A 24,995-nucleotide genomic window follows, 5' to 3' on the forward strand; every position below is an offset into this window, starting at 1 on the left:
CTACGAACTACCGGTGATTCGAGTTTTCGCACTTGCACCTATGCAATCTCAACCCGAAAGGACGCACTCATGGCAACGATCGGCATCGACTTAGGAACGACGAACAGCTGCGCGGCTACGGTGGAGGGCGGCCGGCCCGTTATCGTGCCGAACGCGGAAGGGGAGCGCACCACGCCCAGCGTGATCGCGTTTTCGAAGGAAGGCGAGCGCCTGGTGGGAACCATCGCGTGCCGCCAGGCGGCGGTGAACCCCGACCGCACCATCGAGTCGGTCAAGCGCCGCATGGGCAGCGATTGGCGCGCCAACATCGACGGCAAGCCCTACTCGCCGCAGGAGCTGTCGGCCATGATCCTGCGCAAACTGCGCCGCGATGCCGAGGCGTTTCTTGGCCAGGATGTCACGCAGGCGGTTATCACGGTGCCCGCGTACTTCGACGATGCGCAGCGCCAGGCCACGAAGGACGCCGGGCGCATTGCAGGCCTCGACGTGCTGCGCATCATCAACGAGCCCACGGCTGCAGCTCTCGCCTACGGCTTGGACAACGGCACGCCGCAGAAGGTGATGGTGTACGACCTGGGCGGCGGCACGTTCGACGTGTCGGTCATCGAGATCGGCGACGACGTCATTGAGGTGCTGGCCACGTCGGGCGACAACCATCTGGGCGGCGACGACTTCGACGAGCGCGTGGCTGCGCACCTGCTGGACGCCTTCAAGCGCGAGCATGGGGTTGACCTGCGGGGCAACCAGGCGGCCATGCAGCGCGTCACCGAGGCGGCCCGCGAGTCGAAGAAGGAGCTTTCGTCGCTCGATACCGCGCATGTCAACCTCCCGTTCTTGGCGCAGGGCCCGTCGGGCCCGCTGCACCTCGAGGCCACGCTCACGCGCGCCGCGTTCAACGACATGACGCGCGATCTGGTGGAGCGCACGTCGGGTCCCGTGCAGACCGCGCTCAACGACGCCGGCATCGCCGCGTCCGAGCTGGGCTGCGTGCTGCTGGTGGGCGGCTCCACGCGCATTCCGGCCGTTCAGGACCATGTGCGCAAGCTCACGGGCAAGGAGCCGTCCGCGTCCATCAACCCCGACGAGTGCGTAGCCATGGGCGCCGCTATCCAGGGTGCCACGCTGTCCGGCACGTCGACGGGCCTGGTGAAGGCCGATAACAGCATCCTGCTTTTAGACGTGACGCCGCTCAGCCTGTCCATCGAGACGGTGGGCGGCGTGGCGACGCGCCTCGTGGAGCGCAACACCACGCTGCCGGTGCACTACTCGCAGGTGTTCAGCACCGCCGCCGCGTTCCAGACCAGCGTGGAGATCCACGTGCTGCAGGGCGAGCGCCCCATGGCGAAGGACAACAAGTCCATCGGCATGTTCAAGCTGAAGGGCATCAAGCGCGCGCCGGCCGGCGTGCCGCAGATCGAGGTGACGTTCGACATCGACGCGAACGGCATCCTCACCGTGTCGGCGAAGGATCTGGACACGGGCAAGGCGCAGTCCATCACCATCGACGACTCCGGCCGCATGTCCGACGACGACATCGAGCGCGCCATTCGCGATGCCGAGCAGTACGCCGCGCAGGACAGCGAGCGACGCGAGGCCATGCTGGCGCGCGAGGAGGCGCAGGGTCTGCTGAACGAGGTGGACCGGGCGCTCGGCCAGGTTGGAAAGCAGTTGGAGAAAGACGAGAAGAAGCAGGTCAAGGCCGACGCCGAAACGCTGCGCAAGGCGCTGTCGAAGCGCCCCGCCGGTTTCGGCAAGAAGGCGCGCGAGGCCGAGGCGGCGTCGGTTGACAACGTGTCCGACATCAAGGCGGCCGCCGAGCGCTTGAGGACATCGAGCGCCCATGTGCGCGAGCTGCTGGGGAAGCAAGGGTAGGGGGCGCGGGATCTGACATGTCGACGGCGGCGGGCGAGATGCTCGCCGCCTTGGGCGCAAAACGGCGCCCATGACAATGTTTCCCATGGAGAACTCGGAGTCAGGGCGCCTCGAGAAGCTTGCGAGCTGGGCATATGCCGATCCGCTTCTCGACGATCCGGCGCAAGGGGGCTGAAAGGCCGCCCAAAATTGTCATGGGTTGCATTTTGCGCCCACGTCCCGGCGGTCGGCGCTTTCTAGTATCATGGTTCGCAGCGGGCGCGCGGCTGCGCGGTGAAAGAGAAGGAAGGGACCCCTCATGGAGCAGTACAAGCAAGAGTTCATCGAGTTCATGGTTGAAAGCGAAGTGCTCAAGTTCGGCGAGTTCACGCTGAAAAGCGGCAGGAAGTCCCCCTTCTTCATGAATGCGGGCGCCTACGTGACGGGCGAGCAGCTGCACCGCTTGGGCTTGTATTACGCGCGCGCCATCCATGATACTTTTGGGCTGGACTTCGACGTGGTGTTCGGGCCGGCGTACAAGGGCATTCCGCTGTCGGTGATCACGGTCATCGGCTTGCAGGAGCTGTACGGCAAGGAAGCGCGCTACTGCTCCAACCGCAAGGAAGTCAAAGACCACGGCGCCGATGCGGGCAACCTGCTGGGAAGCGAGCTGCACGACGGCGACCGCGTGATCATGGTGGAGGACGTCACCACGTCCGGCAAGTCCATAGATGAGACGTATCCCGTGCTCAAGGGCGCGGCCGATGTGGACGTCAAGGGCCTCATTGTGTCGCTCAACCGCATGGAAGTGGGCAAAGGCGGCGTAGTGACTGCGCAGCAGGAAGTGCAGGAGAAGTACGGTTTCCCCGTCGCGTCCATCGTGAGCATGGCCGAGGTGACCGAATGCCTGTACAACCGCGAAGTGCAGGGGCGCGTGGTCATTGACGACGACGTGAAGGCGGCGCTGGATGCCTACTACGAGCAGTACGGCGTGAAGTAAGGCTGAGCCGACCCCCTGGTTTCTTCAGCTGTTCCCGTCCAAGCGAATGCGAAGGCCCGATCGACGCCATCATGCGCGTCGATCGGGCCTTTCAGGAGGGGAGGGGATTTTGGGGGTCGGCTACTTCGCCAGGTTCTTCGCGATCATGCGGCCGAACGTGACGGTGCGGCCGCAGGCGTTGCCGGTCGAGAGGTTCGGATACGTCATGGAGTAGTATCCGCCCGAGTCGTTGCCGGTCACGTACAGACCCTCGATCACGCTGCCGTCTGCGCGCAGCGCCTGGCCTTGGGTGTTGATGTTGATCCCGTCCATGGTGCACAACAGCATGCCGGTGTTGCGGATGCCGTAGAACGGCGGGTTTCGCACGGGTGAGAGACGGAACGGCTCTTTCCCGAAATCGGGGTCGACCTGATTATCGTAGTTCTCGTTATTGCGCTCCACCGTGGCGATGAGCGCGTCGGCGGGCAACCCGAGCTTCCCGGCCAGCTCTTCCAAGGTGTCGGCTTTTTGGATGTAGCCCTTGGCCGCCAGCTCTTCGTTCATGCCCATAACCGCCTGGATGGGGATGTTCGGCGCGGCGCCGTTGTCGAAGGGGAAGAGGCGCGAGCATCCGTGCATGTCGAATTGCTCGGCGTAGGTGGCGAAATCGGCATCCCAGAGCGTGACGTGGATGGAACCCGGCTGCTGGGCGTCGGAGTGCAGCACGAAGTCGTACGTGCCGGATTCGTTGCAGAAGCGCTCGCCGTTCAGGTTCACCTTGAGCCAGGGCTGGCTTCCCATCCAGAAGAGCGTGCCTACGCCGCAATCGGCTCCGCCAAGCGAGTCGGCCGGCAGGCCGCCGCGATCGAACAGCATGCTGGAATGCGTATCGTCCATCTTCGCACCCGCCCACAGGCAGGCCTTGATGCCGTCGCCTTCGCAACCCGGCTGCGCGGAGTTGAACCCATACAGGCTGGTGGTATGCGGCTGCAGCGCCTTCTGCATGTCGACGTTGATGCCGTAGCCGCCGGTGGATACCAGCACGCCCTTGCTGGCGTTGACCTGGATGTATCCGTTCTCGCCTTTGCCGATGGCGCCGACCACCTTGTCGCCTTCCACAACCAACTTGACCATGGGCGTGTTGTAGCGGAACGTCACATGGCCGGTCTTCTCGGCGTAATCGGACAGCACGGTGAATCCGTTAAGCGAGCCATCTTCCGGCCAGGCGGGCGAATGACCGGTTGCCCAGTGCTTGTAGTTCGTCTCGTGCTTTTCTTCGGCGGCTTCATGCCAGAGCTTCACGCCGTACTGGTCGAGCACGGTCTCGTACCAGTCGATGGTTTCGCCCGATTTTTCGTACCACGTCTTATGAAGGTTGAGATTGCATTGGCCTGCGGCGTAGTGGTTCATGTCGAGCAGGTACTCCTGCAGATCCATCGTGTATCCGCTTTCCTGCTGAAGGCGAGAGTTCACGCCTCCGACGTCGTCGCGCACGACGCCGCCGTTGTACTTCTCCAGAACGAACGTCTCGATGCCCTCTTCTCCGGCTGCGCATGCGGCGAACAGGCCGCCTGTGCCAGCGCCGACGATCAGGAATTCGGTGTCGATGGTTTCGACGATGTCGCTTTCCTGAACGGTCGGCTCCGAGCCCAGCCAATCGGACGATGTGCTGCCCGTTTCAGCGTTCGCTTCTTCGGCGCCCTTGTTCTCCTTCGGCGCGCATCCGGCCAGTCCCAAAACGGCTCCGGTGCTTGCCAAGGCTGTTCCTGCGAGGAAGCTTCGACGAGATATGCCCTGTGCATGTTTGGTGCTCATAGGTCCCTCCCTTGTTCGCGAGTTGTGCAGGCGGTGCTCCGCGCTGCGGCGGTTCGAGGGTGCATCCTAGGGTCGCCGTGGGCAAACTTCATCACCCTCAGTGGGTAATTTTTGGGTAACCCCAGGTAGAAAGCTTCTTACGCCGGTTAACCAGATGGAGTGTTTCGGCTACAATACGGGCATGTTGAGATCACGGGAGCAGAACGGCGAGGGGGTCGCGCCGCCGAAGGCGGGCTTGTTCTCGTTTGCGCAGGGCCTTGCGTTGGCGTTGCTGACGTTGAGCAGTTGGTCGCTGAACGTGCATCTGTTTCCTCTGTACGACACGCAGCTTTCCTTCATTCGAGAGCTGTGTACGTTAGCGAACGGCGCCGCGCTGGTGGCTGTCGCCGTCGTGTCGGTGCGTCGTCCGCGTGCGTTGCGCAGGCAGGTGCTCATGGGCATTGCGATCTTCGGAGCTGCGGGAGGGTCGCTGCTCGTGTGGGCGGGTGATCGGCTGGGATCGATGGGCGTCATGCTGGCAGGCGCCTGCCTGGTATCCGTTGCCGAGGGTGCGTGCGCGATCCTGGTGGGCATAGCCCTGTGCTCTGTTCCGACGAAGCTCGCGTCCATCTGCATCGTGACGGGATTGCTGGCATGCGCCGGCGCGAAACAGGCGATTGCGGTGGGCTATTCGGAGTTTGCGCTTGCCGTCCATGCAGCCCTCTTGCTAGGAGCTGCGTTGTTGGCGAATCCGACTGCTTCGGAAACAATGGCACGGCTTTCTCGCGACGAATCGCCGCACGATATGGCCATCACGCAGCCTTCGTCGTTCTTGCCGTTCGGCCATCAACTATTCGTCTGCCTCCTTCTGTTCAGCGCGGTCCAGGGCTTCATGCTCACGTTCGGAGAAACCGGGGGCATTCCTGCCACGTCGATCTGGAGCCTCGCGATTTTGGCGGTGGTCCTTGTTGTCGCATGCCTTGCTCCCCGCCGGTTGACGACCGATGCGCTTTTGAAGCTGGCCGCGCTGCTTGCGATCGCGGGGCTTCTGCTCGTTCCCGCTTCGGACTTGATTCGGTTCTCCATCTCGAACGGTTTGATCAGCTGCGGGATCGCTGCGTTCGACGTGTTCCAGTGGATCGTGCTCACGGCGTTGGCCCGGCGCAACATGCATGGTGCCGTTTCGGTTTTCGCTTGGGGCTCCGCGATGCATGCCATTGGCGTCATCCTAGGAGCCAATGCCGGCCGTTTCGTGAACCACTATTGGACGAGCGATGTGCAGGTGGTGGTTCTGGCGGTGGCTGGTATCGTGTTTTGCCTTGTCGTTGCCATGTCGGTTTTTCTGCAGCACTTCAGTTTCGAGAAAACCATCAACGGCGTGCGCGAGAGCGTTCCGCCTGTTTTGGTCGACAGCGCAGATGAAGACGATGCTTCCGAGGAGAGGGCTCTGACCGTTGACGAGCGGTGCGAGGTCCTCTCGCAGCAGAAGGGGCTCACGAAGCGAGAGACCGAGGTGCTGCACTTGCTGGCGCGCGGTAGGACGGGCGTGTTCATCCAGCACGAGCTATGCGTGTCGTACAACACCATCAAAGCGCACGTGAAGCATATCTACCAGAAGCTGGACGTCCATACCCATCAGGAGCTGATCGATCTGGTGGAGGATCTTGGGTAGCTGTCTCGCACTCGGATGCGTTAACTCTGGGCAAAATCAAGACCCTGGTCAAACTCGGATGCGAAGTTTCTGATACTCTTTCGTGGAACAAGAAGACGATTCGCCGGGCGCCGGTTTAGCGGCGTTCGGCATGCCTTGAGGGGGTATCGTATGGACGCATTCCGCATCGGCGTGATCTTCGATTGCGACGGGACGCTGATCGACTCGATGATGGTGTGGCGCGAGACGGAAGCCGGTTTGGCGCGGCGTGCGAACGTGACGTTGACGGCGGCCGAAATCGATGCGCTCACCGCGATGACCATTCCCGAGTGCGGCGCGTTCTTCCACGAGCGCTTCGGCTTGGGTTCGTCGGGTGACGAGGTGGTCGCCATGATGGACGAGCTCATGTTGGAGTTCTACCGCGAGCGCGCTCTGGCGCGGCCGGGAGCGCTCGAGTTCGTGCAGGCGTTGGCCGAGCGCGGGGTGCGCATGAGTGTGGCGTCGTCCAGCCCGCAGCCGTACTTGCAGGCCGGGCTTGAGCGCTGCGGGTTCGCGCCGTACCTCGACGCCATCGTGTCGGTTGACGACGTGGGCGCCTCGAAGCGCGAGCCCGCTGTGTACGATCACGCTCGCGAGGCGATGGGCACGCCGCTTGCCGCCACCTGGGGCGTCGAGGACTCGGTGTACGCCGTGCGCACGCTGAAAGCCGCGAACTACCGCACGCTCGGCATCTACGACTGCGATATCTCGGGCACGTGCGAGCAGCTGGCAGCCGAGGCCGAGCGGTTCATCACGACCTTCGAGGATTTGGACGTCGACACGTTCCTCGGTTGGAACTAAAAGAGGCGAGGGGTGCTTCGACTTGAAGCGCCCCCCGTTTTGTTCCCGCTAGATCTGCTTCTCGATCCAGGCGACAAGCTCGTCGTAACTCATAGTACCGTTCGCGACGGCGATGACGGTGTCGAAGAAGTCCTGCGTACGAGGCTTGAACTTTACTCCGTTACCGTGTAGGAAGGCGATGATGAGAGCCGTTCCCGTTCGCTTGTTTCCGTCGTCGAAGGGGTGGTTCTTGATGACCCCGTAGCCGTATCGAGCCGCTTTCTCATGCACGGAAGGATAAAGATCTTGTCCTCCGAAAGAGGCGAAAGGCTGAGCTAGAGCCGAATCAAGAAGCCCTTCGTCGCGAACTCCTGGCATTCCTCCGTTACGTTTCAGTTGGTCTTCATGAATGGCGAGCACGATATGCTTGGGTATGGGAGAAGGATCGCGCCCGCTCATTTCGACAGAGCCTCAAACAAATCGCGGTACTCGTCCGCAGCTTCCAAGTATGCATCTAAATACATGGTTCCATTCTCGCCGTCCGAGGCATTGTCGTCGATGGGAACGATTTTTACATAGGGTTTGCTTCCCTTGATGACCGTTACCTCGATATTGTCCTCATACACGCGCTTTGCAATGGTCGGAAATTGCGCGCGGGCTTCCGATGCCTTGACTGTGAGGGGCATGGCGATTCCTCCTTTCGGTTTTCTCCGGTTGCTATCTATGCCGATATTATAGCATAAAAAACAGCTGAAAAAAGAGCATAATCGAGGATCAAATGAAAGAGGAAGTTCTCTTATCGCCAAGGGTCTTCCTGGAAGGTCGGCTCGGGGGTTGGCGGGCGGTCGCTGAACGGGTCGTAGCCGTCGTCGTCTTCCTGGGCGGGGCGCAGGAACGGGTCGGATGACGCTTCGGACTTCGAAGCCGCGCTCTTAGTCGGCTGCGCGCCTGCGACCGGCGTCACCACCGGTCGCAGGATGTAGCGCGGTTTGCGCTGGGAGTCACTCATGGACGCTGTCCTCTTCGGTGCCTACTTTCGCCAAATCGTAGGGCGTGGTCTGGTACACATAATAGTTCAACCAGTTCGTATACAACAGCTGCGCGTGCGCGCGCCAGGTGACGCGAGGGGCTTGCGTCGGATCGTCGTTCGGGAAGTAGTGGCGAGGCAGCGGCATGTCCAGGCCTTTCGCGATATCGCGCTCGTACTCGGCCATGAGCGTGTCGGCGTCGTACTCGGGGTGGCCGAACACGAAGAAATGCCGGCTGTCGGTGCTCTTCGCGATGTAGACGCCGGCCTCGTCGGAGACGGCGATCAGCTCGAGGTCGGGGTGCGCCTCGATGTCGGCAGCGTGCACCTCGGTGTAACGCGAGTGCGGCGCTCGGAACGAGTCGTTGAACCCGCGCACCAGCGGCGACGACGGCTTCACCACTTCGTGGTCGAACACGCCGAACAGCTTGTTCTCCAGCTCGTACTTGGGGATGCCGTAATGGTGGTAGACGCCGGCCTGCGCGCCCCAGCAGATGTGGAAGGTGGAGTGCACGTTCGTGGCGGACCAGTCCATGATGCGCGCGAGCTCGTCCCAATAATCCACGTCCTCAAAGTCGAGCAGCTCAACCGGCGCTCCGGTGATGATCATGCCGTCGAAGCGCTGGTCCTTGATCTCGTCGAAGGTGGTGTAGAACGTGTCGAGGTGCTGCTCGGACACGTTCTTCGCCTCGTGGCTGGCCGTTTGCAGCAGGCTCACCTCGATTTGCAGCGGGGTGTTCGACAGTTTGCGCATGATCTGCGTCTCGGTGACGATCTTCGTGGGCATGAGGTTGAGCAGCAGCACCTTCAGCGGGCGAATGTCCTGGTGCATGGCGCGGTACTCGGTCATCACGAAGATATTCTCGCCCTCGAGCACCTCGGTCGCGGGCAGGGAGTCGGGGATTCTGATGGGCATGGGAAACCTCGCATTTCGTAGATCGTCGCGGTATCGCGCGGGCACGCTGGTGCCGGTCGTAACGGTCTGTATCATGATACCTTCTAATCAGATGACCGGTTTATCTGAATTATCGATAACATGCTATCGGAAGATAGAACTACCGTCGCGTAAACCATGATGGCATAATGAGCCGGATCGCAAGAGCGCAATCCGCAATCCCGCAACAAGGAGCATCCATGAGCGAATCCATCAGCACCACCTGCGTACAGGGCGGCTACCGTCCCGGCGACGGCGAGCCGCGCCAGATTCCCATCTACCAGTCCACCACCTGGAAGTACGACACGAGCGAGCACATGGGCCGCCTGTTCGACCTCGAGGAGGCCGGGTACTTCTACACGCGTCTGGCGAACCCCACGAACGACTTCGTGGCGGCCAAAATCGCCGAGCTCGAGGGCGGCACGGCGGCCATGCTCACGTCGTCGGGCCAGGCTGCGAACTTCTTCGCCGTGTTCAACATCGCCGGCGCGGGCGATCATGTCGTAGCCAGCTCGGCCATCTACGGCGGCACGTACAACCTGCTGGCCGTGACCATGAAGCGCATGGGCCTGGAATGCACGTTCGTTTCGCCCGACTGCACCGACGAGGAGCTGGAGGCCGCGTTCCGGCCGAACACGAAGGCCGTGTTCGGCGAGGCCATCGCGAATCCGGCGCTGGCGGTGCTCGACATCGAGCGCTTCGCCGCCGCCGCGCACGCGCACGGGGTGCCGCTGATCGTGGACAACACGTTCCCCACGCCGGTGAACTGCCGTCCCATCGAGTGGGGCGCCGACATCGTGACGCACTCCACCACGAAGTACATGGACGGCCATGGCGCCAGCGTGGGCGGGGCCATCGTGGACTCCGGGAAGTTCGATTGGACGGCGCATGCCGACAAGTTCCCCGGCCTGTGCGAGCCCGACGAGAGCTACCACGGAGTGACGTACACCGAGCGCTTCGGCTTGGGCGGCGCGTTCATCACGAAGGCGACGGCCCAGCTCATGCGCGACTTCGGCGCCATCCAGTCGCCGCAGAACGCCTACCTCGTCAACCTGGGGCTGGAAAGCCTGCACCTGCGCATGGCGCAGCACAGCAAGAACGGCCTGGCGTTGGCGCAGCATCTGGCCGCGCATCCGAAGATCGCCTGGGTGCGCTACCCCGGCTTGCCGGGCGACGACCAATACGAGCTGGCGCAGAAGTACCTGCCGAACGGCGCCAGCGGCGTGGTGAGCTTCGGCGTGGCCGGCGGGCGCGCCGCGGCCGAGACGTTCATGGCGAACCTCAAGCTGGCGCAGATAGCCACGCACGTGGCCGATGCGCGCACCTGCGTGCTGCATCCGGCCAACGCGACGCATCGCCAGATGAACGACGAGGAGCTGGCGGCTGCCGGCATCACGCCGGATCTCATCCGCCTGTCGTGCGGCATCGAAGCCACCGAGGACCTCATCGCCGACATAGACCAGGCGCTGGCGGCCGTGTAGCGAAGCATGGTAAACTGACCCGCAGAGAAGCCCCAGCGGAAAAGCCGGTTTGGAATTCGGTCGCGGAGGTGCCCCATGGAACGCAAGAAGCTTTTCGTGCGCGTTGGCATAGGCGTGGCGGGAGCGTTGCTGCTGGTCGGCATCTTCGCGGTTGCGAATGCCGTGGGCGATTCAAACGCCATGCGACGAGGCATCGACGAAGGGTTCGAGCTGAGAGGCACCTATCAGGGGGATCCCGGCCGGGACGGCATCGGCACCATCGCATTTCAGACGCTCGACGGCGAGCCCTCGTGGGAAGCGTCGAAGGCTCCGGGCGCGCATGTCAAAGGCGCGTTCAAGGAAACCGTCGATCCGAACATCTACGTGCTGGAAGACGAGAGCGGCAACGGGGTCGGCTGGGTCCATCTTGCGTACTCCGATGCCCAGGGGGCGGGAGCGCTGTACGTCCGCTACGGCGCGGGCGACCTGGTGGAGATGCGCAAGGTGGATAGGGTGCCCGGTTATATGCGCTACGATAACGAACGAAATACCTGACCAAATGCGGTTCGCTCTCGCGGCCGCGGACATTCGAGCCCGCTCGCTTCCCAGCGCGCGGGCTTTTCGCTTTTCCACGAAACGCAAGCCCTTTCACGTCCGGTGGTAAATAGTTTCTAGTCGCGTCTCGATGCCTTGAAGTGCATGCGCCGCATCTGCGAACATGCACGTGAGGGCCGGGAGGGGTGCTCATGATGAAGAAGCTCATAATGGACGATTTCTCGCTGTTGGGCAACGCTTTGGCGCTGGCTGCGAAGAAGGCGCCGACGCTCGAGTCGTTGGCGGCCGAGCTCAACGTGCGTCAGGAGGACCTGTCGCTGTGTTGGTTCGCGCTCAACAACCTGCGCCGATGCCAAGGCCGCGTGCTGCCCGTCCCCTTCGAGGCGGTTGCGGAGGGGCCGGCCGACGTTCGATCCGTTTCGGGCAACTGGTACGCCCCCACTTGGCGTTTGAACAAGCTGCTTGAAGAGTTCCAAGTTAACGAGGGATTGGCCGTGCATTACGGGAGCATTTTGAGCCATCCCGAGGGTGGTCACTTCGAGTTGAACCTTGCGGCCGACGAAGTGGTGCGCGCGGTTCGTCTGGAGAACGCCGAGCTCGACGCGGTGAGGCTCAGGCGCGTGTGCGTGCAGGCGCGCGAGCCCGCCAACGGCATCGAGCTGCTGGTATCGAATGCCGGCAAGATACTGATAAGCATCGAGGACTACCGGGAGGGGCCGTTCACCGTAGCGTTCATCGAGCGTCTGCACGAACGGCTCGTCGAAGGCATTTCCATCAAGGAGGTGCGCGAGATCGAGGGCTGTGGCGAGAGCGCGGCGGATGAGCTGCGCGCGAAGGCGCTGGAGTCGTTCTGCGCTCACGTGTGCGCGCCCGACGGTGGCCATACTTTAGTGGATGCTTTGATAGCGCTTTGCTATTTCAAGGCGTTCCACCTGTTCTCTGCCGGGAACGATGTTCTTGCCTATTTGCTGTACTTCATCGTGCTGCATCGTGCCGGCTATCATTTCTCGGCGCATGTTCCCGTCGTCAAGCTATTGTTCCCGCTTGATGACGACGATCGCGTCTGCGATTCGCCCCTTGTGCCCGAAGAGCTGGTGGTGCCGTGCGATGGCTTCTGCGATTGGACGCTCTTCTTCGAGCGGGCGGTGCAGATGCTCGTCGAGGGGCAGCGATGGTTCATGACCAAACTGGACGGCATGGCGCGCCGTCGAGAACGTTTTCGCATCATCATCGATTCCGACGAGAGCATGAACTTCCGTCAGAAGGAGGTGCTGCTGGAGGCCGTGTTACACAGCAATGCGGAATTCACCTACGGCATCCACGCGCAGCGTTACGACGTGTCGTATCCGTGTGCGCGCAGCGATTTCGCCCGTCTGCTCGATCAGGGTTTCCTTCGCCAGCACGATGACGGGATCCGCCATTTCTTCGTGGCCTCGGACGAGTTCGAGGATGTGTTCGCAACCTATGTGAGGGAGCGCTGCGCCGAAGCCCTTCACCGATACTACCGTGAGGACGGGGCGCTGCGCGACGAATGCAAAAGCCCGGACGACATTGCTGCTGAGTATAACCGGGGCGTGGGATTCTATGAAAAGTCCCTGCTGGACAAGACCTATATCGAGCATTACGACTTCCGGCGCACGCCTATCGCCGACTGTGACGGTCCGCGGAGGCGTCGCCGCTCGAACGACGAGTGACGGAGGGCGAAGGGGAAGGAGGATTTCGGAAGGGCACGGCCGATTCCATTGTCAAAGGAGGGTCAATGAAACGCATCATGAGCGGGCAATCGTGCTCGCACGGTCCAAGCAAGACGAAAGTACTGGTTGTGCTGCTGGCGATTGCGCTAGTGGCTTCGTTCGCAGCATGGGGCTGCAGCCCGAAGGCCGCGAACGACGACGCGAAAGCGCCTGAGAAAAAGGCGGAAAGCGCCGCAAGCGAGAAGGCCGGCGACGGCGTGGACGAGTTGGCGGCGTACAGCGGGTTCCCCACGGAAGGCCGCTTCATCGACAACGTGGCCGCGCTCCCCGGCTTCTACAAGAACACCGAGAAGAACGAGGCCAACGCGAAGGCGAAGGCGCCGCGTCGCTATACCGACCGCAACGGCAACCTCGTGCAACCGGTCCCTGCCGATGAGCTGGGATGGAACAATACGTACCTCGATGCCGACAAACGCGGGTGCACATCGTGCCACACGTTGGAGAACGCGCTGATGAGCCTGCCTACGTACCATCGCCTGATCTTCTTCGGGTATCCCACCGAGCAGGGCTATCAGAACTGCATCGCGTGCCACTCCGACTCGTATTCGGGGCATAAGCTGGCCGATGCCATTCACACGCTGCATATGAACAGCACGATGTTCCTGAACGACGACGACGGCAACTGCCAGTCGTGCCACTACATCAACCCCGACACCGGCGTGTTCGATCGCTGGGACGAGGTCAAGTACGACCTGTACAAGGGCATCACCGACGTGAAGGCCGACGAGCTGAAGGCTTCGGTCTCCTACGATCAGACCACGGTCACGCCGGCTGAAAACCGCATCTTCAAGACCGTGAAAGACGAGCCCAGCCAGTGGTTGACCGACGATTCCAAGCAGGATAAGTCCATCTACGAGAACTGGGTCATCTCCATCGACGGCGATTGCGAGAACCCCGTCGAGATGACGCTTCCCGAGATGGAGCAGCAGTTCGGCACCGTGAAGCAGGTCATGAAGATGGACTGCACCATCAACGGCGTGGGCCAGGCTGTTGTCGGGCGTGTCCACCACGGTCCACGTCTCGCCGTGATCGAAGGAGAATTCCATCTTCTTGATGGGCTCGTCCCATGCGTCGGCGAAACCCTCCAGATGCACGGTCTTCGCCTCCTCGCCGGACAGCACGATGCCGGTGGGATAGTTCAGCACGCCGCTGTTGGGCTTGGAGTAGATCTCGCCCGTGCGGTCGTCGGTGAACTGGCCCACGTACAGCTCGGCGTCGATCTTGTCGTCGGGCACCGTCATGAACGTGAGGTTGGAGATGCGCTTCGTGAAGTTGCCGCCGGACGTCTTGTTCACCCAGATCATGCAGGGATAGCCCTGCGAGTTGGGCAGCAGCTCGCCGTCCATCTTCGTGACGATGACCGCGTCGCGTGGTGAGCCCCATCGGCAGCGACGGGTACGCGACTACGCGAAGATGGGCATCGACTGGCTGCTTGAGAACGGCCGACAACTGGACGTACTGGCGCATGGACTTCACGCCGCCCGCGGCCGGCGCCTACCTGTTGGACATCCGCACGACCAGCATCACGCCCGACGGCGCCGATCGCGTCTGCCAGTACGACACCCAGTTCATGTTCACGGTAGAGTAGGGGGTACGATAATGAAAACAACGACGCAACGCGGTCGTGCCACGATCTCTGCCCTCGCGGGGTTCACCATGGTCGCCTCCATGGCGGCCGCGCCGGCGGTGGCGCTGGCCGGCGAACCCGCTACCGACGAGCCCGTGGCCGCCGGCGGCACCGAGGCCGCGACGAACGGCACGGCTGTCGAGAGCGCACAGGTCACGCCCGCCCAGGTGGAGGGCGAGTTCTCGTTCGACCAGACCACCATCACGTCCAACGAGGTGATCAAGACCTTCTTCCAGCGCGTGTCGCAGGCCATCTGCGGCGCGACGGTGCCCCTCGTGGCGGACAACCCGCTGGGCTGGAAGCTGTCCGTGTCGGGCGACGTGGAAACGGCGTTCACCGCTTCGGTGGGCGACCTCGCCAACGAGGAGTCGACCAGCAACGTGATGACCTGCACCTGCGGCGGCAACCCCGCCGGCGGGCGCGCCATCGTCACCGCGGACGTGACGGGCATCCCGGTGGAGCATCTGCTGGCGAAGGCCGGCGCGGCTCCGGGTGCGAACGCCGTGACGTTCGTGTCGGCCGACGGCACGCAGCAGACGTTCCCGCTGGGCTACGTGGTGGGGCGCCATGCGGTGCTGTCCTACGAGATCAACGACGAGGACCTGTCGGCCTCCGTGGGCGGCAGCAACCAGCTGTGGATGACGAAGACGCCGGCGAACTACTTCGTGCGCGACGTCGTGGAAATCGTGGTGTCCACCGAGGACGTCGCGCCCGCGACTCCGGGTGCGGCCGACGAGCATCCCAACAGCCCCAACGCGGGCGTGCTCGCGGGAACGCAGGGCTAGGGGGCGCACGATGATCGCTCCGATGCAGGTATCCGTGGGCAAGCCGGTGACGTTCAGCGGGTACGCCGAGGACTACGGCAAGCAGATCGTGTCGGTGCAGTTCTCGCTCGACAACGGCGCGAACTGGACCACGTACGACGTGTCGGATTCCACCGACGATCTGTGGGTGCACTGGACGTTCTCGTACACGCCCGAGCGGCCCGGGTTCTACCGGCTGCTCGTGCGCTCGGTGAACGACGCCGGCGCGGCCAGCCCGCTCGCGGACGTGGCCGAGTTCACGGCCGCCTAAGGTGGGGGAGGGGCCGGGTGCAGAGCGCCCCGGCTCCTCCTCAGCGCCGTTCCGTCCGATACTCGCGGGGAGTGGCGTTGTAGCGCCGTTTGAACGCGGCGCTGAATTTACTGGGGTTCGCGTAGCCCACCCGTGCGGCGATGGTGGCGACGCTTTCGTCGGTGACCTCGAGCAGCTTCGCGGCCTCCTGCAAGCGCCTTTCGCGCAGGTACGTGGGAACGGGCACGCCGTACACTCCCTGAAAGTAGTTGTTGAGGCTGGTCACGCTGATGCCGAACGAGTCGGCGATGTCGCGCAGCCGGTAGTCGCACCCCAGATCGGCGCACAGCCGATCATGCGTCGTCCGCGCGATGCGCATGTGCGATTTCGTGTAATACGAATGTCGGCGCCCCGTCGGCAACCCCCGCGCCTTGACGTGCAGCAGCACCTCCATGAACCGCAGCTTGCTGCGCGGCGCATCGAACGGGTCCACCAGCGCCTCGAACGACGCCATGAGCGCGTTCAGCTGGTCGTCTCCCTCGAACAGCACCGCAGGGTCGAGCTGTTCGATCCAGGAGCCGAAAGAGAAACCCGCCTCGCGCATCACTCCGTACGCCGGCTCGTTCGTCACCCCGTCGCTGAAGCACAGTTTGATGCCGCGGTATCGGCCGAGCGGGTACCGGTATTCGCTCGGCAGGCGCCGCGACGCGCTCAGGCAGCAGTCGCCCGGTTTCACGATGATCGCGCTTTCGCCCGGCATGGCCACCTCGCACCGTCCCTCCTGGCAGTAGTCCAGGGTGATCCAGCACCCGCGAACCTCTTGGGCGTTCACGAGGATGGGGCATATCTCCAAGTTGAAATCGACCGTTGCGATGAAGAGACGCGGCGAGGCGAAGAGCGTTGTCATGTGGCCGCGCCCCTGCTCGTTCTCGACGAGCAGCGTGTGGGCGCCGCCGGGCTCGACAACCACGCGCATGCCGCGGTCGAGCTGCAAGGTGCCGAATGGTTCGAGTACGTTCGTGGTGGCCTCCTGTCGGTCGGTCCTTCGTTCCTATTGTATCCCGCCGGTAGTTAGAAATGGCTAACTCGTTTGCGTTTGGAGCAGAAGAAGACGCATGGAGTTGAGTGGAGCGATCGCAAACCCTTACCCTTGTCGCGCGACCTCTAGGTACGACAAGGAGAAATCATGAGCAAATTGAGCGATGCGGCCACGGGAGACGTGGCTGTGATATCCGGAGTGGAAGGGGATGCGCGGTTCGTCGGACGCGTCACGTCCATCGGGCTGACCGTGGGCTGCGAAGTGCAGGTGCTGCAGAACGTGCGCAAGCGACCGGTGCTGGTGTACGGGCGCGACAGCGTGATAGCCGTCGATGCCGAAGACTGCGCCCGCATCGACGTGCAGGTGCGCTCGTGAGCGCGCGGGAGGCGGTGCTCGAAGAGCTGGACGCCGCGGTGTCCGCGCCATCGGGCGCAGCGGTGGTCTCCGGGGCGCCCACCTGCTCCGTCGCCTTGCTCGGTCAGCCCAACTCGGGCAAATCAACCCTGTTCAACGCGCTGACCGGTTCGCGGCAGCGCGTGGGGAACTGGCCGGGCAAGACGGTGGAGAAGAAGGAGGGCGGTTTTTCGCGCGGCGGCGTCGATTACGCGGTGTGCGATCTTCCCGGCACCTACAGCCTCTCGGCGAATTCGGAGGAGGAAGTGGTCACGCGCGACTACATCGCCTCGGGCAGGGCCGACGTCGTATGCGTGCTCGCGGACGCCTCGCAGCTGGAACGAAGCCTGTACATGCTCGCCGACTTCGCGGGCGTCGATTGCGCCTGCATGCTCGTGCTGAACCTCATGGACGTCGCCGAGGCCCAGGGCAAGCGCATCGACGCGAAGGTGCTGGAGCGCAGGCTCGGGATACCGGTCGTGCCGTTCGTCGCGGCCGATCGCGCGCACTGCGACCTGTTCTATCAGGCGCTCGATCGTGCCATCGCCGACCCTCATGCGCTTGATGCGACCGCGCTGGCCGAGGCGTGCCGCGTCGAGTTCGGAGCCGTCTACGACGACGTGCGCGCCCTCGTGCCGGAGCGGAGCGTCGGCGCGCTGACGCCGGCTTGGCTGACGGGCAAGCTGCTCGAGGGCGACGTTCCGGTCCGCGCGCTGGTCGACGAAGCGCTCGACGAACGCGATCGAGCGCGCTTGGCGGCCGCGCTCGAGCCGATCGAGCACGGCGTGCAGCGTGGAGGGACGTGCAAGTTCTCATGGATCGACGGGGTGCTCGACGGCGCCGTTCGGGGTTCCCGCACCCGCTCGACGCTCTCGAGATTCGACCGCATCGCCACGGGATCGCGCTGGGGCAAGCCCCTCGCCATCGGCATCATCCTGGTGGGGCTCCTGGCGACGTTCGTCCCCGCCATGCCCATCATGGCGGTGGGCGGCCTGTTCTCGCTCATCGGCGAGTACGCGGCCGCAGGGCTCGTCGCCCTGGGAGCGCCCGCTGTGCTGGGCAGCTTCGTGAGCGGCGTCCTGTTCGACAGCCTGCGATTCGCCACGATGATGGTGGGCTTCGTGTTCGGCATCAACCTCGTGTTCGGCGCGCTCGAGGAAGTGGGCTACATGGCCCGTATCTCGTACGTGTTCGACTCCACGATGGCGCGCTTCGGCCTGCAAGGCAAGTCCATCATGCCGTTCGTCGTGTGCCTGGGGTGCACCATCGGCGGCGCGTCGGGCACCCGCGTCATCGACTCATGGGGTCAGCGCGTGCTGACCGTCGCCATGGCATGGGCGGTGCCCTGCGCTTCCACCTGGGGCGTCGTGCCGGTGCTGGCGGTGGCGTTCTTCGGGCCGTGGTCGCCTGTCGTTGTGGTGGCCATCTTCCTGACCTCGTTGCTGCTCATGTACCTCGTGGGAAAGCTGTTCGGGCCGCACCTCGTGAGCGGCGACGAGCGCGCCGGTTTGGTCATGGAGCTGCCCCCGTACCATGCACCGCGCTGGAAGAACGTGTTCTCGACGGCGATCGCCCGCTCGAAGCACGTGTTCAAGCGAGCGGTGCGCGTGGTGTTCATCGTGACCGCGGTGGTGTGGCTGCTCGTCTACAGCCCGGACGGCAACCCGCAGAACACGGCCCTGTACGCGATCGGCGAGGCTATCGAGCCGGTGACCAGCTTCTTCGGCCTGGGGTGGCAGACGTTCATGGCGTACCTATGCGCGATGGCCATCAAGGAGTCGGCGTTGGGCGTGCTGTCGGGGCTGTTTCTGGGCACGGGGACGCTCACCACGGCCGTTGGCGGCATGGGGCCGGTGGCCGCCGACATCGGCCAGGTGATGGCGTCGGCCATCTCGCAGCCCGAGGCGCTCGCGTTCATGTTCGCGTTCACCTTCAATGTGCCATGCATGGCCTCGGTGGCGGCTACCTACGGCGAGACGCATTCGGGGAAGTGGACGGCGCTCATGATCGCGTTCTACTTCTGCGCATCGCTCGCGCTCGCGTTCGTCGTGTTCCACGTATCGTCGCTGTTCCTGGGGTAACGTCCTCCCGCGCCTCCCCGGAGCGCCTAGCGCATGGCGGCGCGGTAGGCGCTGGGGGTGGTGTGGTGGGTGCGGGCGAACAGCTCGGCCAGGCGCTCGGGGCGGTAGCCGACGGCTGCGGCAACCTGCGCCACGGGCGCGTCGCCGGCGGCCAGCAGCTCGGCGGCCTTCGCGCAGCGCAAGCGCTGGCGGTACTCCACGATGGTGCAGCCGCACGCCTGCTTGAAGGTGCGCCGCAGCTTGGTCTGGCCCATGCAGGCGATGCGGGCCAGCTCGTCGGCGTCCACGGGCGCGGCCAGCTGCTGCTCCAGGCGCCGCCGCACGCGCTCGATGGCGTGCATGTCCTCGCTGGCCAGTTCGCTGGCGCGCTCGCCGGCCATCGCGCGCGACTTGTCCACGACGAGCGCCACCGCTTCCTCAACCTTGCTGCGGTAGAACAGCCGCGCCGACGCGCCGCGTCCGCGGTAGGCTTCCACCTGCTTGAGCAGCACCACCATCTCGGGGAAGTCGGAAAGCCCGTCGATGCTGGCGAACGCCTCCTCGGCGCTGAAGGCCTCATCCCGGTACACCTCGCGCAAATACTGCTCGTAAAACGGCGGGGCGAGCATGATCTCGACGTTGCGGATGGGCGTGCCGGCCCGGCACAGGCAGTCCCAATGCGGCGTGTCCAGAACGTGCCCCTCCAGGTAAGGTGCCTCCACCGTGCGGTTCGTGACGCTCTCGACGCAGCTTCCCGACAGGTAGTAGCGCACCGAGACGAAGCGCGGATGCCGGCATTGCTCGCGGAAGTCGCGGGGGAACAGCATGTCGGTCGCCGAGATGGCGAAATCGCGCTCGGCGTACAGCCAGAAGTATCCCGAGGCCACGTCGCGCGGCATGCGGAACATGCGCCCCTCGCGTTCGGGCGCGCCCACGTCCGCCGCGCACGTTTCCTCCATCTGCATGTCGGCGAGGCAGGGGAGGAACACCTCGCGCATGATGTCGTAGTCGGCGCATGCGGCAGCCGTGCCGTCCCGATTTCCGTCTGCGCGAATCAACGCGCCCTCCTTCCGTTCCAACGCGTTTGCGCGCCCGCCCTTGCGCCCGGACGCGCTCGTCTCTAAGTTAGACCAGGATAACATGATAGAGCGATAGGAGCATATATGGCATCATCAGAAAACAAACGCGAGCTCATACTCACCCGATCGCCCGGCAGGCTCATGGTGTCGTTGAGCCTGCCGGCTATCGTGGGCATGGTGGTCATCGGCCTGTACACGTTCGTCGACGCGATCTACGCAGGTCAGCTGATCGGCGTTGACGCGATGGGTGCGGTGTCCATCGCATACCCGTTCACGTTCATCAACTCGGGGCTGGCGGCCATGATCGGCATGGGCTCGGCCTCCGTGCTGTCGCGGGCCATCGGCGCGCGCGATCAGAAGAGCATCGACCAGGTGATGGGCAACCTCGTCGTCATGAACCTCGTGCTGTCCCTCGCCGTGACGGTGGTGGGCGTCGCGTTCGCCCGCCCGCTGCTCGCGCTCACGGGCGCGGAAGGCGCCATGCTCGACCTGGGGGAGTGCTACCTGCGCATCATATTCCTCGGCAGCCTGTTCGTGAACTTCGCCCAAAGCTCGAACATGATCATGCGCGGCGAGGGGGAGCTGGCCCGCGCCATGGGCATCATGGCCGGCGGCGCCATCCTCAACATGGTCCTCGCGCCGGTGTTCATCCTCGCGCTGCGCGATCAGGGGCTGGGCCTGGAAGGAGCCGCGTGCGCCACCGTGCTGTCGCAGGCTGTGCTGGCGGGCGTGATGCTATGGTGGTTCGTCAAGCGCGAGAAGACGGCGCGCATCGTGCGCGTGGCGGCGTCGCGCGCGGTGCTGGCCGAGGTGGCGAAGGTGGGCGTGTCGGCCATGCTCATGCAGGTGCTCACGCTCGTCCAGCAGGCGATCATCTACCGCGCGGCGGCCGAGTGGGGCGGCGCGGAGTGGCAGGTGCTGTTCGGCGCGGCGCTGCGCATCCAGTCGTTCGCGTTCATCCCGCTGTGGGGCATGAGCAACGGCTTCCAGCCCGCGGCGGGCACGAACTACGGCGCCGGGCTGTACGACCGCGTGAGAAGGTGCACCGTGGCGTTCTCGCTGGGGGCGACGGGGCTTGCGCTGCTGTTCTGGATACCCGCCATGCTGTTCCCCGAGGCCGCGTTGTCGCTGTTCATCACCGATCCGGCGCTCGTGGCGCAAGGCGTTGACGACTTCCGCGTGTTCTTCGTCGCCTATCTGGCGATGGGCGTCATGGTGATGGGCATCACGCTGTTCCAGTCGTTGGGGAAGGGCGGTTTGGCGGCGCTGCTCGCGCTTGCGCGGCCGTTGCTGCTGTTCGTGCCGCTCGTGCTGATCGTGCCGAACCTGGGCGGTCTCGGCATCCACGGCGTGTGGCTGGCCTGCGCGATCACCGACGGCTTGCTGGCGCTGATCGCCGTCGCCCTCATGGTGCGCACGTGCCGCGGGATGGGGAAGGGCCGCGCGCGGACGGCCGCGATCGAGGAGGGGGAAGCCGCGCGGGCGTAACGCGCAGGCGGCCCGGGTCGCGCGGCAGGCGCGCGTCCCGGGCCGTTCGCGTGTCTGCTAGCCGGCCAGCAGGTTTCCGACGCGCAGGCATTCGGCGCTGGCCTCGTCGTCGGGGTAGTCGTAGGCGATCACGGAATCGGCCACGTCGACGCCGGCTTCTTCGGCGCGCTTCTCCCACAGCTCCATCCACTCGCCGTCGTTCCACTCGTACGAGCCGAACAGCACCACCTTGTGACCGGCTAAATGGGGCTCTACCTGGTCGTACATCGGGAGGAACTCCATATCCTCCAGCTCTTCGTCGCCCATGGCGGGGCAGCCGAAGGCGAGGGCGTCGTAGTCCTCCACGCGCTCGGCGGTGAAGTCCGCGGCATGCACGAGGTCGGCCGTGCCGCCGGCCGCGCGCACGCCTTGCGCGATGAGGTCGGCCATGGCCTCGGTGTTGCCCGTGCCGCTCCAGTAGACGATTGCAACCTTGCTCATAGGGTATCTCCTTCGTGTCGAGGGATGTCGCATGCGCTCTCTGTTGAGCGAGGTGCGCGACGAAGCCGCGCCGCGCACCTCGCTCAACAGAGCCGCATCCCGCGTCTCACGTGCCGTCCGCTCGCGCGCTAGCCGGCCGCGCGGAACGCCTCGGCGGCGGGGAAGTCCTCGTCCACCGCGGCGAGGCATTCGATGGAAACGCCCTCGTCGAACAGCTGCTGGTACATGGTGGTGCAGTTTTTGTAGCAGCAGAAGCACGTTTGGGCGTCGCGCTCTTTCGCGTATACCTTCCAGCATCCGCTGCACAGGAAGTTCTCGCCTTCGTTGTCGATGAAGCCGATGACGTCCTCGTAGGGATAGCCCAGGAAGAAGCCGATCTCGTGCGGGAACGAGCAGCGTCCCGTCATCTGGCTTTGCAGGTCGGTGCCGCAGATGCGCTTGTGCAGCTTCTCGATGCAGGCCGACAGCGACGAGGGGTCGTAGCCCTCGGCGGTCAGGAACGCGGCCACCTGCTCCTGCTGGATGGCGCGCGTGAGCAGCCGGGGCCGGTACACGTACACGAGCGCCCCGCTCGTGCGGCGGGCCAGCACCTCGATGCGCACGCCGTGCGGCGCCAGCTTGGCGCGGCAGGCGCGCAGCGCGTCGGACAGCTGGTCGTCGCGCAGGGCCGCCGCGGTCGGGCGCCGTCCGTGCTGGACGGCCGTGGGGGAGAGGGTGCTGCGGCAGGTGAACAGGTTCGCGGGTTTGAGCGCCGCGAGCGTGGGGGTGCAGTGGTGCACCAGCTTGCGTTCGAACGCTTCGCAAGGCGATAATTCCTGCTCGATTGCTTCCATGCGGCCTCCCTCGGGCAGCGCCTCCGCGGGTGTCGGATGCGCCTATAAGTTAGCTTTGGATAACATATACCCGAGTGTCGGAGGTTCGTCAAGCACGGATCCGAAAAAGCGCCAGACGCGCAACGTATGCGGCAGCGCAGGACCCGCGGACGTTGCGCTCCTCGCCTTGCGTCGTTCTCCCCGAGCTGCGCAAGGGGTCGGCATCCGGGCGTCCGAATGTTTCACGTGAAACATTCGTTCTGGTTTCATTCGAGGCGCGACCCTCGACGATCCCTCGATCGCCTCCGCTCAGGCGCTGCGGCGGCGGTAGGCGCTGGGGGGCACGCCGGTGCGGCGGCGGAAGGCTTCGGCGAACGCGCCGGGCTTGCGGTAGCCCACGGCGCGCGCGATGTGGGCGATGGGCTCGTCGGTGGAGTTGAGCAGCTCGATGGCGCGCTCGATGCGCGCGTCCGCGACGAACGCCGCGGGCGAGGTGCCGTACGCCGCCTTGAACGCGGCCTTCAGCTTCGTCCGCCCCATGCAGGCGCGGCGCGCGAGCTCCTCGCAGGACAGGGCGCCCGCAAGATTTCCGCTGATGTAGGCGCTCAGGTCGTCGAGGGCTGCACGGTCCTCCTTTGAAAGCGTCAACACGCTGCCCTCGGCGCGCTCCGCCTCGATGATCGCCGCGCGCTCGATGACCAGCGCAAGCGCCTCGGCCACCGCCCCTTCGTAGAACAGGGTGGCCGCCATGCCCGTGCCCTGGTAGGCGCGCACCTGCTTGAACAGGGCTACCAGCTCGGGGAAGTCGGTGCGCCCGTCTACCAGCGCGAAGGCGCGGCGCACGTCGGGGATGTTCCCGAAGCGGGCCTGCAGATAGTCGCGATAGTAGTCGGGCGAGATGGTGATGGAGGTCGCTCGGGTGGCCGATCCTGGCTGGTAGAGCGCCACGTACTCGGCGCCCTCCTCGGCGAGGTAGGTGGATATGGCCCCGGCGCGCAGCGTGCTGCCGCCGCTCTGCACGATGAGGTCGGCGGCTTCGTAGTATCCGATGGACAGGTGCTCGGCGTGGCGGTAGCGCATGACGCCGGCGTGCTCGAACGTCATGTCGAAGGCGTTGACGGCGAAGAGGTTGTCGTGGAAGTAGGCCCAGTATTCGCCGTGCCCGCAGCCGTTCGCGAACCGGTAGACGCTGCCCGCCGAACCGTATCCCGGCACCGTGCCGGCGGGCACCATGTCCCAGAGGCGGAACGCCTCGTCGTACATGTCGTCTTTGATGCTGCGCATTCGCTTCCTCCTCCGTCTGCCCCCGGGCTGCCGATCGCGTGCGTTCCGCACTGCCCGAAACGGTCGTTTCGCTGCCGTGAATCGTCGCGCGCGCCCGTCGTCGCTGCTGCCGTCCGGCTGATTCGCTCATTATACCAAAAAGTTACCGAGGGTTAACAACGCGCTGCCGGTTGGCGGCGTTCGACGGGAAAGGAGCGTGCGCAATGGCATCGAACGTGGCAAACACGCAGGGGGAGAGGGCGGCTTCCGCGACGGCGAACCGGTGGACGACGCGGGATGTGCTCACGTTCGTCATCTTCAACATCGTCATCATCGTGGCGACGATGGTCGTGAAGCTGGCGGAGGACGCGGTGCTCTCGCCGCAGAACACCTTCTTCGTGGGATCGTGGCTGTTCCCGCTGGTATCCACTCCGTTCTACCTGGTCATGGCCGATCGCATCGGCAAACGCGGCGTGCTGGGCGGCTCCATCCTGCTGTTCGGCGTCCTGTACACGTTCATGGGCGGCCTGTACTGCGCGCCCGTGGCCGTGGTGGGCGCCGTGATCGGCGAGCTGGTGATGTGGGGGAAGGGGTCGTACCGCAGCATCGTGCGTTCGGCCGTGGGCTTCTTCGTGTACTGGGCGACGTTCGCCTGTTACGGCATTATCCCGTATCTCCTGTTCAAGGATGCGTACATGGAGCAGCTGGGCGCGTATTACAGCGCGAGCGACGTGGCCGCCATGGTGTCGCAGTACACGGAGCTGCCGTGGATCCTGCTCATGCTGGCGATGTTCGCCGCCGGTACGGCGCTCGGCGCGGTCATCGGCGCGAAGTTCCTGAAGAAGCACGTCCGCAAAGCGAAGATCGCGTAAGCGCC

Annotated in this window: 25 protein-coding genes; 15 read left to right on the plus strand and 10 right to left on the minus strand. The window is 64.4% G+C overall.

The features are described from left to right. The first annotated feature begins 69 nt into the window (after positions 1–69). A complete protein-coding gene (gene dnaK / locus HMPREF1023_RS08720) occupies positions 70–1,872 on the plus strand; it encodes a molecular chaperone DnaK (RefSeq protein ID WP_009305869.1) in 1,803 nt (600 codons plus the stop codon). A gap of 298 nt (positions 1,873–2,170) precedes the next feature. After that, positions 2,171–2,851: an orotate phosphoribosyltransferase gene (gene pyrE, locus HMPREF1023_RS08725; protein ID WP_009305870.1), complete on the plus strand. Its 681-nt coding sequence runs from the start codon at positions 2,171–2,173 to the stop codon at positions 2,849–2,851. A 120-nt stretch (positions 2,852–2,971) separates the two neighbouring features. Here pyrE and HMPREF1023_RS08730 read toward each other — a convergent pair whose 3' ends face one another. Continuing rightward, a complete protein-coding gene (locus HMPREF1023_RS08730; protein ID WP_009305871.1) occupies positions 2,972–4,645 on the minus strand; it encodes an FAD-binding protein in 1,674 nt (557 codons plus the stop codon). Between the two features lie 181 nt (positions 4,646–4,826). Here HMPREF1023_RS08730 and HMPREF1023_RS08735 point away from each other — a divergent pair, with 181 nt between their 5' ends. After that, positions 4,827–6,296, plus strand: coding sequence for a helix-turn-helix transcriptional regulator (locus HMPREF1023_RS08735; RefSeq protein WP_226844248.1), 1,470 nt, complete (start codon positions 4,827–4,829; stop codon positions 6,294–6,296). Positions 6,297–6,446: 150 nt separating this feature from the next. Then, positions 6,447–7,115 carry an HAD family phosphatase gene (locus tag HMPREF1023_RS08740; RefSeq protein ID WP_009305873.1) on the plus strand — a complete coding sequence of 223 codons (669 nt, stop codon included), beginning with the start codon at positions 6,447–6,449 and terminating at the stop codon, positions 7,113–7,115. Between the two features lie 48 nt (positions 7,116–7,163). Here the strand turns inward: HMPREF1023_RS08740 and HMPREF1023_RS08745 are convergent, their stop codons facing one another. The 4 genes from HMPREF1023_RS08745 to metA form a co-directional block, all read right to left on the minus strand. Further along, on the minus strand, positions 7,164–7,553 hold the full coding sequence (locus tag HMPREF1023_RS08745) for a type II toxin-antitoxin system death-on-curing family toxin (protein WP_009305874.1): 390 nt from the start codon (positions 7,551–7,553) through the stop codon (positions 7,164–7,166). Then, a complete protein-coding gene (locus HMPREF1023_RS08750; RefSeq protein WP_009305875.1) occupies positions 7,550–7,780 on the minus strand; it encodes a prevent-host-death protein in 231 nt (76 codons plus the stop codon). The genes HMPREF1023_RS08745 and HMPREF1023_RS08750 overlap by 4 nt, the downstream gene beginning before the upstream one ends. A gap of 110 nt (positions 7,781–7,890) precedes the next feature. Beyond that, a complete protein-coding gene (locus HMPREF1023_RS08755) occupies positions 7,891–8,103 on the minus strand; it encodes a hypothetical protein (RefSeq protein WP_009305876.1) in 213 nt (70 codons plus the stop codon). Then, complete coding sequence (gene metA, locus HMPREF1023_RS08760; RefSeq protein ID WP_009305877.1) at positions 8,096–9,037, minus strand: homoserine O-succinyltransferase; 942 nt, start codon at positions 9,035–9,037, stop codon at positions 8,096–8,098. The genes HMPREF1023_RS08755 and metA overlap by 8 nt, the downstream gene beginning before the upstream one ends. 218 nt (positions 9,038–9,255) lie before the next feature. On the opposite strand from metA, the gene HMPREF1023_RS08765 reads away from it, so the two are divergent. The 7 genes from HMPREF1023_RS08765 to HMPREF1023_RS08790 all read left to right on the plus strand — a co-directional run bounded on the left by HMPREF1023_RS08765 (position 9,256) and on the right by HMPREF1023_RS08790 (position 15,525). Further along, the gene (locus HMPREF1023_RS08765) at positions 9,256–10,536 is read left to right on the plus strand and encodes an O-acetylhomoserine aminocarboxypropyltransferase/cysteine synthase family protein (RefSeq protein ID WP_009305878.1); all 1,281 of its coding nucleotides are present in this window, start codon (positions 9,256–9,258) and stop codon (positions 10,534–10,536) included. 75 nt (positions 10,537–10,611) lie between these two features. Continuing rightward, on the plus strand, positions 10,612–11,070 hold the full coding sequence (locus HMPREF1023_RS08770) for a hypothetical protein (RefSeq protein ID WP_009305879.1): 459 nt from the start codon (positions 10,612–10,614) through the stop codon (positions 11,068–11,070). 191 nt (positions 11,071–11,261) lie between these two features. Next, the gene (locus tag HMPREF1023_RS08775; protein ID WP_009608074.1) at positions 11,262–12,764 is read left to right on the plus strand and encodes a Fic family protein; all 1,503 of its coding nucleotides are present in this window, start codon (positions 11,262–11,264) and stop codon (positions 12,762–12,764) included. A gap of 65 nt (positions 12,765–12,829) precedes the next feature. Further along, positions 12,830–14,200 (plus strand): hypothetical protein, encoded by a 1,371-nt coding sequence (locus tag HMPREF1023_RS08780; RefSeq protein WP_009305881.1) that lies wholly within the window; start codon positions 12,830–12,832, stop codon positions 14,198–14,200. 56 nt (positions 14,201–14,256) lie between these two features. Further along, entirely contained in the window at positions 14,257–14,412 is a 156-nt protein-coding gene (locus tag HMPREF1023_RS15480; RefSeq protein ID WP_156788368.1) for a hypothetical protein, read from the plus strand. An 11-nt stretch (positions 14,413–14,423) separates the two neighbouring features. Beyond that, complete coding sequence (locus HMPREF1023_RS08785; protein WP_009305882.1) at positions 14,424–15,236, plus strand: molybdopterin-dependent oxidoreductase; 813 nt, start codon at positions 14,424–14,426, stop codon at positions 15,234–15,236. Positions 15,237–15,246: 10 nt separating this feature from the next. After that, positions 15,247–15,525, plus strand: coding sequence for a molybdopterin-binding oxidoreductase (locus HMPREF1023_RS08790; protein WP_009305883.1), 279 nt, complete (start codon positions 15,247–15,249; stop codon positions 15,523–15,525). A 40-nt stretch (positions 15,526–15,565) separates the two neighbouring features. Here HMPREF1023_RS08790 and HMPREF1023_RS08795 read toward each other — a convergent pair whose 3' ends face one another. Beyond that, positions 15,566–16,480 (minus strand): AraC family transcriptional regulator, encoded by a 915-nt coding sequence (locus HMPREF1023_RS08795; protein ID WP_229061872.1) that lies wholly within the window; start codon positions 16,478–16,480, stop codon positions 15,566–15,568. A 210-nt stretch (positions 16,481–16,690) separates the two neighbouring features. On the opposite strand from HMPREF1023_RS08795, the gene HMPREF1023_RS08800 reads away from it, so the two are divergent. Then, on the plus strand, positions 16,691–16,918 hold the full coding sequence (locus HMPREF1023_RS08800) for a FeoA family protein (protein ID WP_009305885.1): 228 nt from the start codon (positions 16,691–16,693) through the stop codon (positions 16,916–16,918). Continuing rightward, a complete protein-coding gene (feoB, locus tag HMPREF1023_RS08805) occupies positions 16,915–19,017 on the plus strand; it encodes a ferrous iron transport protein B (RefSeq protein ID WP_009608168.1) in 2,103 nt (700 codons plus the stop codon). The genes HMPREF1023_RS08800 and feoB overlap by 4 nt, the downstream gene beginning before the upstream one ends. Before the next feature lie 26 nt (positions 19,018–19,043). Here the strand turns inward: feoB and HMPREF1023_RS08810 are convergent, their stop codons facing one another. Beyond that, positions 19,044–20,054, minus strand: coding sequence for a helix-turn-helix domain-containing protein (locus HMPREF1023_RS08810; RefSeq protein WP_009305887.1), 1,011 nt, complete (start codon positions 20,052–20,054; stop codon positions 19,044–19,046). 105 nt (positions 20,055–20,159) lie between these two features. Here HMPREF1023_RS08810 and HMPREF1023_RS08815 point away from each other — a divergent pair, with 105 nt between their 5' ends. Beyond that, positions 20,160–21,563: an MATE family efflux transporter gene (locus HMPREF1023_RS08815; protein WP_009305888.1), complete on the plus strand. Its 1,404-nt coding sequence runs from the start codon at positions 20,160–20,162 to the stop codon at positions 21,561–21,563. Between the two features lie 57 nt (positions 21,564–21,620). Here the strand turns inward: HMPREF1023_RS08815 and HMPREF1023_RS08820 are convergent, their stop codons facing one another. The 3 genes from HMPREF1023_RS08820 to HMPREF1023_RS08830 all read right to left on the minus strand — a co-directional run bounded on the left by HMPREF1023_RS08820 (position 21,621) and on the right by HMPREF1023_RS08830 (position 24,139). Continuing rightward, entirely contained in the window at positions 21,621–22,043 is a 423-nt protein-coding gene (locus tag HMPREF1023_RS08820; RefSeq protein WP_009305889.1) for a flavodoxin, read from the minus strand. 128 nt (positions 22,044–22,171) lie between these two features. Continuing rightward, a complete protein-coding gene (locus tag HMPREF1023_RS08825; protein ID WP_009305890.1) occupies positions 22,172–22,876 on the minus strand; it encodes a DUF3793 family protein in 705 nt (234 codons plus the stop codon). A gap of 288 nt (positions 22,877–23,164) precedes the next feature. Next, on the minus strand, positions 23,165–24,139 hold the full coding sequence (locus HMPREF1023_RS08830; RefSeq protein ID WP_009305891.1) for a helix-turn-helix domain-containing protein: 975 nt from the start codon (positions 24,137–24,139) through the stop codon (positions 23,165–23,167). A gap of 203 nt (positions 24,140–24,342) precedes the next feature. On the opposite strand from HMPREF1023_RS08830, the gene HMPREF1023_RS08835 reads away from it, so the two are divergent. Further along, entirely contained in the window at positions 24,343–24,990 is a 648-nt protein-coding gene (locus tag HMPREF1023_RS08835; RefSeq protein WP_009305892.1) for an MptD family putative ECF transporter S component, read from the plus strand. The last annotated feature ends 5 nt before the right edge of the window (positions 24,991–24,995 follow it).

The organism is Eggerthella sp. 1_3_56FAA, assembly GCF_000185625.1.
Lineage (GTDB): Bacteria > Actinomycetota > Coriobacteriia > Coriobacteriales > Eggerthellaceae > Eggerthella > Eggerthella lenta.

Excerpts from the sequence above, each read along its gene's own strand:
- HMPREF1023_RS08750 (WP_009305875.1), bottom strand. The coding sequence starts at position 7,780 with ATGCCCCTCACAGTCAAGGCATCGGAAGCCCGCGCGCAATTTCCGACC.
- metA (WP_009305877.1), bottom strand. The coding sequence starts at position 9,037 with ATGCCCATCAGAATCCCCGACTCCCTGCCCGCGACCGAGGTGCTCGAG.
- HMPREF1023_RS08800 (WP_009305885.1), top strand. The coding sequence starts at position 16,691 with ATGAGCAAATTGAGCGATGCGGCCACGGGAGACGTGGCTGTGATATCC.
- HMPREF1023_RS08740 (WP_009305873.1), top strand. The coding sequence starts at position 6,447 with ATGGACGCATTCCGCATCGGCGTGATCTTCGATTGCGACGGGACGCTG.
- HMPREF1023_RS08755 (WP_009305876.1), bottom strand. The coding sequence starts at position 8,103 with ATGAGTGACTCCCAGCGCAAACCGCGCTACATCCTGCGACCGGTGGTG.
- dnaK (WP_009305869.1), top strand. The coding sequence starts at position 70 with ATGGCAACGATCGGCATCGACTTAGGAACGACGAACAGCTGCGCGGCT.
- pyrE (WP_009305870.1), top strand. The coding sequence starts at position 2,171 with ATGGAGCAGTACAAGCAAGAGTTCATCGAGTTCATGGTTGAAAGCGAA.
- HMPREF1023_RS08815 (WP_009305888.1), top strand. The coding sequence starts at position 20,160 with ATGGCATCATCAGAAAACAAACGCGAGCTCATACTCACCCGATCGCCC.
- HMPREF1023_RS08775 (WP_009608074.1), top strand. The coding sequence starts at position 11,262 with ATGATGAAGAAGCTCATAATGGACGATTTCTCGCTGTTGGGCAACGCT.
- HMPREF1023_RS08790 (WP_009305883.1), top strand. The coding sequence starts at position 15,247 with ATGATCGCTCCGATGCAGGTATCCGTGGGCAAGCCGGTGACGTTCAGC.
- HMPREF1023_RS08830 (WP_009305891.1), bottom strand. The coding sequence starts at position 24,139 with ATGCGCAGCATCAAAGACGACATGTACGACGAGGCGTTCCGCCTCTGG.
- HMPREF1023_RS08795 (WP_229061872.1), bottom strand. The coding sequence starts at position 16,480 with ATGCGCGTGGTTGTCGAGCCCGGCGGCGCCCACACGCTGCTCGTCGAG.
- HMPREF1023_RS08825 (WP_009305890.1), bottom strand. The coding sequence starts at position 22,876 with ATGGAAGCAATCGAGCAGGAATTATCGCCTTGCGAAGCGTTCGAACGC.
- HMPREF1023_RS08785 (WP_009305882.1), top strand. The coding sequence starts at position 14,424 with ATGAAAACAACGACGCAACGCGGTCGTGCCACGATCTCTGCCCTCGCG.
- HMPREF1023_RS08730 (WP_009305871.1), bottom strand. The coding sequence starts at position 4,645 with ATGAGCACCAAACATGCACAGGGCATATCTCGTCGAAGCTTCCTCGCA.
- HMPREF1023_RS08765 (WP_009305878.1), top strand. The coding sequence starts at position 9,256 with ATGAGCGAATCCATCAGCACCACCTGCGTACAGGGCGGCTACCGTCCC.
- HMPREF1023_RS08820 (WP_009305889.1), bottom strand. The coding sequence starts at position 22,043 with ATGAGCAAGGTTGCAATCGTCTACTGGAGCGGCACGGGCAACACCGAG.
- HMPREF1023_RS08735 (WP_226844248.1), top strand. The coding sequence starts at position 4,827 with ATGTTGAGATCACGGGAGCAGAACGGCGAGGGGGTCGCGCCGCCGAAG.
- HMPREF1023_RS08835 (WP_009305892.1), top strand. The coding sequence starts at position 24,343 with ATGGCATCGAACGTGGCAAACACGCAGGGGGAGAGGGCGGCTTCCGCG.
- HMPREF1023_RS08745 (WP_009305874.1), bottom strand. The coding sequence starts at position 7,553 with ATGAGCGGGCGCGATCCTTCTCCCATACCCAAGCATATCGTGCTCGCC.
- HMPREF1023_RS08770 (WP_009305879.1), top strand. The coding sequence starts at position 10,612 with ATGGAACGCAAGAAGCTTTTCGTGCGCGTTGGCATAGGCGTGGCGGGA.
- HMPREF1023_RS08780 (WP_009305881.1), top strand. The coding sequence starts at position 12,830 with ATGAAACGCATCATGAGCGGGCAATCGTGCTCGCACGGTCCAAGCAAG.